This window comes from Pseudomonas sp. 32A, from assembly GCF_052682255.1.
In genome coordinates this window covers 3,833,830-3,845,314 of record NZ_JBQYLY010000001.1, presented here as the reverse complement: position 1 = coordinate 3,845,314, position 11,485 = coordinate 3,833,830, and the positions used below count along the sequence as shown (strand labels likewise).

Annotated in this window: 11 protein-coding genes and 4 tRNA genes; 5 read left to right on the top strand and 10 right to left on the bottom strand. The window is 59.8% G+C overall.

The genetic code is table 11. The annotated features are described in order from the left end of the window. Nucleotides 1–49 precede the first annotated feature (49 nt). Nucleotides 50–739 carry an energy-coupling factor ABC transporter permease gene (locus tag ACUN0G_RS17650; protein WP_258348195.1) on the bottom strand — a complete coding sequence of 230 codons (690 nt, stop codon included), beginning with the start codon at nt 737–739 and terminating at the stop codon, nt 50–52. Further along, nucleotides 736–1,203, bottom strand: coding sequence for an FAD/FMN-containing dehydrogenase (locus ACUN0G_RS17645; RefSeq protein ID WP_445573918.1), 468 nt, complete (start codon nt 1,201–1,203; stop codon nt 736–738). The genes ACUN0G_RS17650 and ACUN0G_RS17645 overlap by 4 nt, the downstream gene beginning before the upstream one ends. Nucleotides 1,204–1,305: 102 nt before the next feature. Between ACUN0G_RS17645 and ACUN0G_RS17640 the strand changes: the two genes are divergently transcribed. The 3 genes from ACUN0G_RS17640 (at nt 1,306) to ACUN0G_RS17630 (ending at nt 3,557) form a co-directional block, all read left to right on the top strand. Further along, entirely contained in the window at nt 1,306–1,935 is a 630-nt protein-coding gene (locus ACUN0G_RS17640; protein WP_445573917.1) for a DUF1780 domain-containing protein, read from the top strand. Between the two features lie 89 nt (nt 1,936–2,024). Beyond that, nucleotides 2,025–2,198 carry a DUF3094 family protein gene (locus ACUN0G_RS17635; protein ID WP_076016477.1) on the top strand — a complete coding sequence of 58 codons (174 nt, stop codon included), beginning with the start codon at nt 2,025–2,027 and terminating at the stop codon, nt 2,196–2,198. A gap of 60 nt (nt 2,199–2,258) precedes the next feature. Then, the gene (locus ACUN0G_RS17630; RefSeq protein WP_258348198.1) at nt 2,259–3,557 is read left to right on the top strand and encodes an NAD(P)/FAD-dependent oxidoreductase; all 1,299 of its coding nucleotides are present in this window, start codon (nt 2,259–2,261) and stop codon (nt 3,555–3,557) included. Nucleotides 3,558–3,749: 192 nt separating this feature from the next. Here the strand turns inward: ACUN0G_RS17630 and ACUN0G_RS17625 are convergent. From ACUN0G_RS17625 to rluD, 7 genes are all read right to left on the bottom strand, one after another. Then, nucleotides 3,750–3,826 (bottom strand) — tRNA-Pro (locus tag ACUN0G_RS17625). A gap of 94 nt (nt 3,827–3,920) precedes the next feature. After that, nucleotides 3,921–3,996: transfer RNA gene (locus ACUN0G_RS17620), tRNA-Lys, on the bottom strand. Between the two features lie 5 nt (nt 3,997–4,001). Further along, a tRNA-Pro gene (locus tag ACUN0G_RS17615) sits at nt 4,002–4,078 on the bottom strand. Between the two features lie 10 nt (nt 4,079–4,088). Next, nucleotides 4,089–4,164: transfer RNA gene (locus ACUN0G_RS17610), tRNA-Asn, on the bottom strand. Between the two features lie 300 nt (nt 4,165–4,464). Next, a complete protein-coding gene (gene clpB, locus ACUN0G_RS17605) occupies nt 4,465–7,029 on the bottom strand; it encodes an ATP-dependent chaperone ClpB (RefSeq protein WP_017477793.1) in 2,565 nt (854 codons plus the stop codon). A gap of 135 nt (nt 7,030–7,164) precedes the next feature. Further along, nucleotides 7,165–7,890 carry a peptidoglycan editing factor PgeF gene (gene pgeF / locus ACUN0G_RS17600; protein WP_445573916.1) on the bottom strand — a complete coding sequence of 242 codons (726 nt, stop codon included), beginning with the start codon at nt 7,888–7,890 and terminating at the stop codon, nt 7,165–7,167. After that, the gene (gene rluD / locus ACUN0G_RS17595) at nt 7,887–8,849 is read right to left on the bottom strand and encodes a 23S rRNA pseudouridine(1911/1915/1917) synthase RluD (protein WP_003215899.1); all 963 of its coding nucleotides are present in this window, start codon (nt 8,847–8,849) and stop codon (nt 7,887–7,889) included. The genes pgeF and rluD overlap by 4 nt, the downstream gene beginning before the upstream one ends. A 149-nt stretch (nt 8,850–8,998) precedes the next feature. Here rluD and ACUN0G_RS17590 point away from each other — a divergent pair, with 149 nt between their 5' ends. Both ACUN0G_RS17590 and ACUN0G_RS17585 read left to right on the top strand, forming a co-directional pair. After that, nucleotides 8,999–10,024 (top strand): outer membrane protein assembly factor BamD, encoded by a 1,026-nt coding sequence (locus tag ACUN0G_RS17590; protein ID WP_258348207.1) that lies wholly within the window; start codon nt 8,999–9,001, stop codon nt 10,022–10,024. A gap of 124 nt (nt 10,025–10,148) precedes the next feature. Beyond that, nucleotides 10,149–10,382: a PP0621 family protein gene (locus ACUN0G_RS17585; protein ID WP_076014003.1), complete on the top strand. Its 234-nt coding sequence runs from the start codon at nt 10,149–10,151 to the stop codon at nt 10,380–10,382. Here the strand turns inward: ACUN0G_RS17585 and thiO are convergent. Then, on the bottom strand, nt 10,369–11,478 hold the full coding sequence (thiO, locus tag ACUN0G_RS17580; protein ID WP_445573915.1) for a glycine oxidase ThiO: 1,110 nt from the start codon (nt 11,476–11,478) through the stop codon (nt 10,369–10,371). The two genes, ACUN0G_RS17585 and thiO, sit on opposite strands and share 14 nt — an antisense overlap. Nucleotides 11,479–11,485: the final 7 nt, after the last annotated feature.

The window sequence follows — 11,485 nt, the reverse complement described above, 5'->3', positions numbered from 1 at the left end:
AAATTTTGCAGAGCATGCGACCACTCGCGTATGCGGGGTTTGACCTGGATCAAGGCCGCGGATCGTCATCCTTCCAGGGCGCCGAGAGGTAGCGAGTGCGGTTGAATGTCTCCAGCCACTCCGGGCAAAACACCACCAGGGCACTGATCACCATGCCGTTGATAAAGGCCTCGGGAAAGATGATCAGCCACAGGTACCCGACGAAATCCTCGATCCACTCCGGCATCGCGAAACGACCGTCGAACCACAACAAGCCCAGGCCCACCAGCAGGCACATCAAGGCCGACAGCGCAGCGGCGAAAAAGCCCGAACAGAAGATATACACAAAGGGATTACGTGGCTTCGCCCGCTCCACCAGCAGCGCACAGCCTTCGGTGACCAGCACCGGCAACAGGACCAGCAGCATGCCGTTGATCCCCACGGCCGCCAGGTCCTGGCGACCGAGTAATACCAGGCCGAGCTGTGCGGCAAACCCGCCGACGATTGCCAGGGGCCAATCAAGCAGCAAAGTCACGGCGGTCATGCCGATGAAGTGGTAGGACACCCCCGTGTCGAAATCCCGGCGGACCAGCCACAACATGAACAGCGCGAACACCGTGCCAAACAGCAAGTGCTGGCGCCGCCGGTCAGCAAACAGCTCGACCCAGGGCGAACGCAGGAGTGCCCACATCACCACTGGCGCATACAGCAGCCAGCCGATGCTGAGGGTTTCCGGTGCCAGCACCGCTGCGCTGATCACGGCTGCACCTGCTCCAGGGCCTGGCGCAGTTCAGCGGCGGAGTCGTACTCGTGCTGCGCCACCCACTTCCCGTGATCCAGTTGCAGCCACAGCACTTTATCCACAGGTGCCGGATAGCGTGGGGTTACACGGGCATCACGGTCGAGCATGACGCGATAGTTGTAGGCCTGCATGGCCGGTACCGCGAACATCTTCGCAATCAGCCGAGGCATGCGCTGGATATCGGCGAGAAACACCGCATGCCGTGCTTCCAGATAACCTCTGGGCTGGCCCTGCAGCGCCGCGTCGACGATTTTGGCGGCGTCCATGCTGCGCGCCACCAGCAAGATTTGCGCCTGGTCATCCAGGGTGTAGGCCTGGTCGAACTGGTCAAGCAAGGTCCAGGGGGCAACACGCTCACCCACTTCGACGGCCTGGGCCCACACGGGCAAAAGACTCAAGAACAGCACCACAAAAAACTTCACTGCACACTCCTCATGCCACGGGGAACTGTCGAGTGGCCAGTCTACACCGACCTTTTGACGCGGGACTTCCTGCGGTCATCATTTGGACGCTAAGCTGGTGACATGGATGACTCAGATTATTTGCGCCTGCTTACCGTAGCGGCCGAACAAGCCAACGCGTTCCTGTCCAATGCCCGCAAATGGGAGCGTGAGCGTTGGGTCTGCCAGCGCCTGTTGCAAGGCTTGAACGTGCCCTACCGCGCTGAAGAGTTCCACGCCGCCGGGCAAGAGCCGCCGGATGTGCTGTTTCGCGACGCCAGTTTCGAGGTGTTTTTCGTGCTTGACGAAGGCCGGCGCCTGAACGATGAGTGGCGCGACGAACTGTTGCGTCGGCGTAGTGCGTTCTCCCTGAGCCAGCTGGTTCGACGAGAAGCCAAGCCTCGGCGCATTCCCGCCCACGAATTCCTGCTGCGCCTGGCGCCGACCCTGCGCAAGAAGGCCCACAACTATAAAGAACGTGGCATGGACCTGGGGGAGCTCGACCTCATTGCCTTCGCCAGCCTCAAGCGCGAAGTACTCGACCTCAACAGTCATTTCCCGCCGCCCATCGAGTACCTGCGCCAGGGCTGGCGTTCGCTGTCCCTGGTGGGCCCGACGTTTGCTCGCGTTTTGTTCGCGCATCCGGACGCGCCGGACTTCTTGCGCAACAATCTGGGCCGCAGCATAGTGTTCGATGTGGGCATCAGCCTGTGATCGGGTCAACGACTATGCTTCTGTCGATGCCGCCAATCCCCCGACTGTAACGTGGCGCCCTTTAGCAACGTCTACCTGACGAGGCCTTTATGACCAGCCGCCTGAACCCCGACGACCAACAGCATGTCGAAGAGTACCTGCAACTGTCCCAGAACCAAGTCGAGCGCAAGCCTTTCCGGCCCTGGCTGCTCCTTGCCGTGGTGGTGGTTGCAGTGATCGGCCTGGGTTTGCTGAGCCGCCTTCTGAGTTACCTGACGCTATGAGCTGCCTTGCGCTCGCTCGGGTAACCGTACCGATTTCTTTTAGCCTTGCGAGATATCCCCATGACCCATCGTATTATTATCGTCGGCGGCGGCGCCGGCGGCCTGGAGTTGGCTACCCGCCTGGGTAAGACTCTGGGCAAGCGCGGCACCGCCAGCATCACGCTGGTGGACGCCAACCTCACCCACATCTGGAAACCCTTGCTCCACGAAGTGGCGGCCGGCTCGCTGAACTCTTCGGAAGACGAACTCAATTATGTTGCCCAGGCAAAATGGAACCACTTCGAGTTCCAGCTGGGGCGCATGAGCGGGCTTGATCGCGAGCAGAAAAAAATCCAGCTGGCCGCCACCCTCGACGAAGAAGGCCGTGAACTGGTGCCCGCGCGCGTGCTGGACTACGACAGCCTGGTGATCGCCGTCGGTAGCACCACCAATGACTTCGGCACCGAGGGCGCGGCGCAACACTGCCTGTTCCTCGACACCCGCAAGCAAGCCGAGCGCTTCCATCAGCAATTGCTCAACCACTATCTGCGCGCCCATGCCGGGCAGACGGACGTGGTAGAGCAGATCAGCGTCGCCATCGTCGGCGCCGGCGCCACCGGGGTCGAGCTGGCTGCCGAGCTGCATAACGCCGCCCATGAGCTGGCTGCCTATGGCCTGGACAAGATCAAGCCGGAAAACATGCACATCACCCTGATCGAAGCCGGCCCACGGGTGTTGCCTGCCCTGCCGGAGCGTATTGGCGGGCCTGTGCATAAAACCCTGGAGAAACTCGGGGTGACGGTACTGACCAACTCCGCCGTGAGTGAAGTGACATCCGACGCCCTTATCACCAGCAGCGGCCAGGTGATTCCGGCCAGCCTGAAGGTCTGGGCTGCCGGAATTCGCGCGCCGGGCTTCCTCAAGGACATTGACGGCCTGGAAACGAACCGCATCAACCAGCTGCAGGTGCTGCCGACCCTGCAAACCACCCGTGACGAGAATATTTTCGCCTTCGGTGACTGCGCCGCCTGCCCGCAACCCGGCACCGACCGCAATGTGCCGCCACGGGCCCAAGCGGCTCACCAACAGGCGTCGTTGCTGGCCAAGTCGCTGAAACTGCGGATCGAGGGCAAAGATCTGCCGTCGTATAAGTACACCGACTATGGCTCGCTGATTTCGCTGTCGCGTTTTTCGGCTGTGGGTAACTTGATGGGTAACCTGACCGGCAGCGTGATGCTGGAAGGCTGGCTGGCGCGGATGTTTTATGTGTCGCTGTACCGCATGCACCAGATGGCGCTGTATGGCTTCTTCCGCACGGCGATGCTGATGCTGGGGAGCAAGATCGGGCGAGGCACTGAGCCGCGCCTGAAACTGCACTGACAGCACGTTCCCGGATAGGACTCGGTTAGTGTGGGAGCGGGCTTGCTCGCGAAAGCGGTGGTTCAGTGCCAGATGTACTGACTGACACACCGCTTTCGCGAGCAAGCCCGCTCCCACATTTGTTTTGTGGTGTGGCCAGGATTCCGCGCACAAAAAAAATCCCCGTATCTTTCGATACGAGGATTTTTAATATGGTCGGGGTAAGGGGATTCGAACTCCTGACATCCTGCTCCCAAAGCAGGCGCGCTACCGGACTGCGCTATACCCCGGTAAAAAAAAGGCGACCTCTCAGTCGCCTTCTTCGATCAGCGCTTTTGGCCTCTGATCTTAAGATTCGATTCCAGCGTTAACTGGTCTCAAAAATGGTGGGTCGTGTGGGATTCGAACCTACGACCAATTGGTTAAAAGCCAACTGCTCTACCAACTGAGCTAACGACCCAAATATGGTCGGGGTAAGGGGATTCGAACTCCTGACATCCTGCTCCCAAAGCAGGCGCGCTACCGGACTGCGCTATACCCCGGTTTTGAAATTGGCTCCGTGACCAGGACTCGAACCTGGGACCCAATGATTAACAGTCATTTGCTCTACCGACTGAGCTATCACGGAACTACATATTTCAAAGTGTTACGTTGTTGCTTGTTACCTTCTCTTCGATGCTTCCGTATCGCTACGTTAGTGTCTCTGAGGCGCGCTATTCTACAATCTTAAAAACCCCTGTCAACCCTTTAAATTGCTTTTAAGACAATGATTTGCGCTTCTTTCTGATTTCTCCTTGGGGAGAAGAAACCGTTGGGCTGACGTTGCTGCGGGGCGCACTTTACAAGCCTTTGCCTTACAGTTCAACGCCCTATCGAAAAAAAAGGCCCCGCAATGCGGGGCCTCTTCTTATAGCAGTACCACTCGAGCTTAGTGGAAGACGATTTCGTCGTTCTCCACCGTCGCCTCGACGCTGGTGCCCGGCATGAAGCTGCCCGACAGGATCAGCTGTGCCAACGGGTTCTCGATCCAGCGCTGGATCGCACGCTTCAACGGCCGTGCGCCATACACCGGGTCGTAACCGACGGCGATCAGTTTGTCCAAGGCCTCGCGGCTCAGGTCCAGGGACAACTCGCGCTCCGCCAGACGGCTGCGCAGGCGGCCCAACTGGATCTCGGTGATGCCCGCGATCTGATCCCGCGCCAGAGGCTCGAAGATCACCACTTCATCGACCCGGTTGATGAACTCCGGCCGGAAGTGGCTGGTCAGCGCGTCCATCACGGCTGCGCGCTGGGCTTCACGATCACCCACCAGCTCCTGGATCTGTACCGAGCCCAGGTTGGAGGTCATCACGATCACCGTATTACGGAAGTCCACGGTACGTCCGTGACTGTCCGTCAGGCGGCCATCTTCCAGCACTTGCAGCAACACGTTGAATACATCCGGGTGGGCCTTCTCGACCTCGTCCAGAAGGATCACCGAGTAAGGCTTACGCCGCACAGCCTCGGTCAGGTAACCGCCCTCCTCGTACCCTACATAGCCTGGTGGCGCCCCGATCAGGCGGGCCACGGAATGTTTCTCCATGAACTCGGACATATCGATCCGCACCATCGCCTCTTCAGTATCAAAGAGGAACTCGGCCAAGGCCTTGCACAGCTCAGTCTTACCCACACCGGTCGGGCCGAGGAACATAAACGAGCCGCTCGGACGGTTCGGGTCGGACAACCCGGCTCGGGAACGCCGTACCGCGTTGGACACCGCAATCACCGCCTCGTCCTGGCCGATGACGCGCTGGTGCAACAGGCTTTCCATCTTCAACAGCTTGTCGCGCTCGCCCTCGAGCATTTTCGACACCGGGATACCGGTCCACTTCGAGACGACTTCGGCGATTTCTTCCTCAGTCACCTTGCTGCGCAGCAACTGGTTCTCAGGCTTGCCGTGCTGGTCGACCATCTGCAGGCTGCGCTCCAGGTCCGGGATCACCCCGTACTGCAACTCGGCCATGCGGTTCAGGTCGCCTTTACGGCGCGCGGCTTCCAGTTCCTGACGGGACTGCTCGATCTTTTGCTGGATCTGCGCAGACCCCTGCACTTCGGCTTTTTCCGAGGTCCAGATTTCTTCAAGGTCCGAATACTCACGCTCGAGGCGAACAATTTCTTCCTGAAGTTTTTCCAGGCGTTTCTTCGCCGGCTCATCCTCTTCTTTCTTCAGGGCCTGGGATTCAACTTTCAGCTGAATCAGGCGCCGATCCAGACGGTCCAGCACTTCGGGCTTCGAATCGATCTCCATCCGAATACGGCTGGCCGCTTCGTCGATCAGGTCGATGGCCTTGTCCGGCAACTGACGGTCAGTGATATAGCGATGGCTCAGCTTCGCCGCCGCAATGATCGCGCCGTCGGTGATCGCGACTTTATGGTGGACCTCATACCGCTCTTTCAGGCCACGCAGAATGGCGATGGTGTCTTCTTCGCTCGGTTCTTCCACCAGTACTTTCTGGAAGCGACGCTCAAGGGCCGCGTCCTTCTCGATGTACTGGCGATATTCGTTCAGCGTGGTTGCACCGACGCAATGCAACTCACCACGCGCCAGGGCTGGCTTGAGCATGTTGCCCGCATCCATCGAACCTTCGCCTTTACCGGCGCCGACCATGGTGTGCAGTTCGTCGATAAACAGAATGATCTGCCCTTCCTGCTTCGACAGTTCATTCAGTAGGGATTTCAGGCGCTCTTCGAACTCGCCACGGAACTTGGCACCGGCAATCAGCGACCCCATGTCCAGGGACAGCAGGCGCTTGCCTTTAAGGCCATCCGGCACTTCGCCATTAATGATGCGCTGGGCCAGGCCTTCGGCAATGGCGGTTTTACCCACGCCAGGTTCGCCGATCAGCACCGGGTTGTTCTTGGTGCGACGCTGCAGGACCTGGATGGTGCGACGAATCTCATCGTCACGACCGATCACCGGGTCGAGCTTGCCCTCTTCGGCGCGCTTGGTCAGGTCGACGGTGTATTTGTCCAGCGCTTGGCGAGACTCCTCGTGGTTAGGGTCATTTACCGCTTCGCCGCCACGCAGATTGTTGATGGCATTTTCCAGGGCTTTCTTGCTCACGCCCTGGCCCAGCAACAATTTGCCGAGCTTGCTGTTGTCGTCCATCGCGGCGAGCAGCACCACTTCACTGGAAATGAACTGGTCACCCTTCTGCTGGGCCAGGCGGTCTGCCTGATTCAACAGGCGCGCCAAATCCTGGGACATATTCACGTCGCCAGTAGGATTTTGGATTTTCGGCAGTTGGTCGAGCTCTTTGCTCAACTCCTTGCGCAGGCTGTTGACGTCAAAGCCCACCTGCATCAGCAAAGGCTTGATGGAACCGCCTTGCTGCTCCAGGAGCGCTTGCATCAAGTGCGCTGGCTCAATGGCCGAATGGTCCAGGCCAACCGCCAGAGATTGGGCGTCAGATAAAGCCAACTGCAATTTGCTGGTTAAACGATCAATACGCATTAGTCACCTTCCTTTTGAGCAGGCCGGAGCTATGAACAAACACATCCTGAATGAAGAAACCTGCCAGATACCCTTATAGATGGGGTGGATTCTGGAAGATTCAAGCTACGGATAGTTGACGCAGGTCAGGAGAGTCTAGCGTTCCAGCCAGATAAGGGAGGCAAACCGACCGGTGCGCGCGTTGCGACGGTAGGAATAGAAACGGGGATCGGTCACGGTACAGAAGCCGCCACCGTACACGGCCGTGACGCCGCGGGCGGCAAGGCGCAGGCGGGCCAGTTGGTAAATGTCGGCCATGAACTTGCCCGGGTTCTGACTGGGGACGAACGCCTCAATCGTTTCCGGAAGTTGCTGCATAAAGGCTTCACGCACTTCCGGGCCCACTTCAAAGGCTTGCGGGCCGATGGCCGGGCCCAGCCAAACCAGCACTTCACCAGGTTCGGCATCCAGGCTTTCGAAAGCGGCTTCCAGGACACCCGCAGCCAGGCCACGCCAACCGGCATGGGCAGCCGCGACGCGGGTGCCGGCGCGATTGCAAAACAAGGCAGGCAGGCAATCAGCCGTCATTGATGTGCAAGCAATGCCTGGGGTGCTGGTCCAACTGCCATCGGCTTCGGCAGTTCGGCCAGGATCAGCCTCAACCACAACCACGCCGTGAACCTGACGCAGCCAGGCCGGCTGGATATTGAAGACATCGGTTAGGCGACGACGATTTTCGAGAACGGCCTCAAGGCTGTCCTCAACGTGATCGCCGAGATTGAGGCTGTCGAACGGCGCCACACTGACGCCGCCCGCACGGGTGGTAACGCAGGCTTTCACCCCGGCCGGCGCGGGCCAGTCAGGAATCAGCCAGTCACTCATCCGATAAACGCCTCGCGGTCCTGCTTGAGCAACGACAGCAACCAGACAAAATCGTCTGGAAGTGGCGATTCCCAGCTCATCCGCTTACCGCTCGTCGGATGATCCAGTTCCAGGAAGCGTGCATGCAGTGCCTGGCGCGGGAAGGTTTTCAGCGAATCAACCATGGTTGCACTGGCTGCCGGCGGAATACGGAAGCGGCCACCGTAGGCCGGATCTCCGACCAACGGGAAGTTGATGTGCGCCATGTGTACCCGAATCTGGTGGGTACGACCGGTTTCCAGCTTGACCCGCACGTGGGTGTGGGAGCGAAAACGCTCGAGCACGCGGTAGTGGCTGACAGCTTGCTTGCCGCCTTCCATCACCGCCATGCGCTGGCGCTGCTGGCCGTGGCGACCGATCGGGGCATTGATTTTGCCACCTGCGGTTACCACGCCGATCACGATGCATTCATAGATGCGGCTGACGCTGCGGCTCTGCAGTTGTGTGACCAACTGCGTCTGCGCCTGAATGGTCTTGGCCACCACCATAAGGCCGGTGGTGTCCTTGTCCAGACGGTGCACGATGCCGCAACGCGGGACATTGATGATGTCCGGCACGTGGTGCAGCAAGGCATTGAGCAGGGTGCCGTCAGCGTGCCCGGCAGCCGGGTGAACCACCAGACCTGCGGGTTTATTGATCACCAGGATGTCGTCGTCTTCATAGACGATGTCCAGTTCAATGTCCTGGGCGATCCATTCTCCCTGGGCTTCCTGCTCGGCAGTCAGCTCAAGAATCGCACCACCATGGACTATGTCTCGCGGGCGGATAACCGCTCCATCCACAGTCAGGCGGCCGTCTTTGATCCAGGCGGAAAGGCGCGAGCGCGAGTGCTCAGCGAATAATTGTGCGGCGACTTGATCGAGGCGTTGGCCGCCCAATTCGGACGGCACCTCTGCGCGAAGTTCAATTTTATCGGACATGCTCAGACTAGGCGTGGCACAGCCTTTGGTTTCGGCTGCGCGCTTGTGGTTAAATACGGCGTCTTTTGCCCCGAGGCTTTCCAAGGGGCGCTCATCATAACAGGACGGCCCCGCCCAAGACAGCGGCCGTCATAGGGACGCAAGCCGCCATGCAAGTGAAACACCTGCTGCTGATCGCCATCCTCGCCATGACTGCTGCTTGCTCGTCAACAAAGGAAGTCGTCGACGAAAACCTGAGCGAGGTCGAGCTGTACCAACAAGCTCAGACCGACCTGAACAATCACAGCTACACCAGCGCCACGGCAAAGCTGAAGGCACTGGAGTCGCGGTATCCGTTCGGGCGTTACGCCGACCAGGCCCAGCTCGAGCTGATCTACGCCAACTACAAGAACGCCGAGCCGGAAGCTGCCAAGTCCGCCGCCGAGCGTTTTATCCGCCTGCACCCACAACATCCGAACGTGGACTACGCCTACTACCTCAAGGGCCTGACCTCGTTTGACCAGGACGTGGGCCTGCTGGCGCGCTTCCTGCCGCTGGACATGACCCAGCGTGACCCGGGTGCTGCACGCGACTCCTACAACGAGTTCGCCCAGCTGACCAGCCGCTACCCCAACAGCCGCTACGCGCCGGACGCCAAGCAGCGCATGATCTACCTGCGCAACCTGCTGGCTTCCTACGAGATCCACGTAGCCCACTACTACCTGACCCGTCAGGCGTACGTCGCTGCTGCGAACCGTGGCCGCTATGTAGTGGAAAACTTCCAGGAAACCCCATCCGTGGGTGACGGCCTGGCCGTGATGACCGAGGCTTACCAGCGCCTGCACCTGGACGCCCTGGCGGCCACCAGCCTGGAAACCCTGAAGCTCAACTACCCGGATCACCCAAGCCTGAAGGACGGCCAGTTCGTACCGCAGGTTGCCGAGGCCGACAACCGTTCCTGGCTGAGCAAATACACCCTGGGCCTGATCGAGTCCCGTCCACCGCTGCCGCCGGGCGAAACCCGCGCCAACCAGGACATCATCAAGCAATACCAGGACGCCAAGGATTCGATCCCATCGGACCTCAAGCCGCGTGACGAAAACGGCGATATCATCGAAGAGCAAGGGCCTCAAGCCCTGGGCAACAACGAAGATCGCTCGTGGTTCAGCTACATGACCTTCGGTATCTTTGACTGATTGTTCGCCGCGATGCAAAAAGGGAGCTCTTGAGCTCCCTTTTTTATTGCGCTGCATAATTGCGCTGTGCGCCCATCACGTCCTTGGCTAAACTGGCTCATTACTTGTCGAGAAGCTGCCCACCATGGTTCGTCTACTGTTCTGGATTGCCGTTATTGCTGCCGCGGTATGGATTTGGCGCAAATTCAAAAGCCCGGCCGCCAAACAGCAGCGGCCCAGCGAGCAAGGCACCATCCAGATGGTTCGTTGCGCTCACTGCGGCCTTCATCTGCCGCAGGATCGAGCCTTGAGCTTGCGCCAGGAGTGGTATTGCACCCAGGCGCATCTGGAGCAGGGCCCGAAGGCTATCCAGCGTTGATCCGGCCTGCCGGCGCGTAGGGCGTCGGATCAATGATCGGCTTATGCTCCAGCAACAAATCGGCAAACAACTGACAGGACGCCGGCGCCAGCACCAGGCCATTGCGGTAATGCCCGCAATTGAGCCATAGCCCGTCAAACCCTGGCACCTTGCCGATATAGGGTATGCCTTCCGGCGACCCGGGCCGCAAGCCGGCCCAATGCCCCACCACCTCGGCATCGGCCAGGGCAGGAATCAGCTCTACAGCAGAGGCTTTCAGGCTTTCCAGTGCGGAATCGGTGGGCGTCTTGTCGAACCCCTCATGCTCCAGCGTACTGCCGATCAGGATGTGACCGTCTCGCCGGGGAATCGCGTAACGCCCCTTGGCCAGGACCATGCACGACAGGAAGTCCGACGCGCATTTGTACAAGATCATCTGCCCCTTGACCGGCTCAACAGGCAACGCCAACCCCAGGCTACCCAGCAACTCACCGCTCCAGGCCCCGGCAGCGAGCACTACCTGTTCGCCACGGATCGGCCCAAGAGCCGTATTCACCCCAACAACCTTACCGCCCTCCTGAATAAACCCTTCAACCGCGCACTGCTCGTGAATCGTCACGCCAGGCAGGGCCAGCAAGGCCGCCTTGAGGGATTTGACCAACCGCGGATTACGCACATTGGCCACATCCGCCATATAGATCGCCTGGGTAAACCCGGCACCCAGCACCGGCACAGCGTCATGGGCCGCAGAAACATCCACCTTGCTCAGTGGGCGCCCTTCGCGCGCCGCCCAGGCAAGCGCCTCGGCCTCATCGTCCAGGTCCAGCCAATACAGGCCGGTGGTGTGAACTTCCGGGTCAACGCCCGTAGCGGCGAACAGACGCTCTGCCAGTTGCGGGTAGAAATCCTGGGACCAATGCGCCAAAGCAGTCACCGCCGGGCTATAGCGCCATGGGTACAGCGGGGAAACGATGCCACCACCAGCCCAGGAAGACTCCTGCCCGACCGCGGAGCGATCCAGCAGCACAACCGCCTGCCCCTGGGTCGCCAGGTTGAACGCCGTCAACAAGCCAATTACCCCGCCACCCACAACCACTACTTGCTGCTGCTTAGCCATTGTTCGA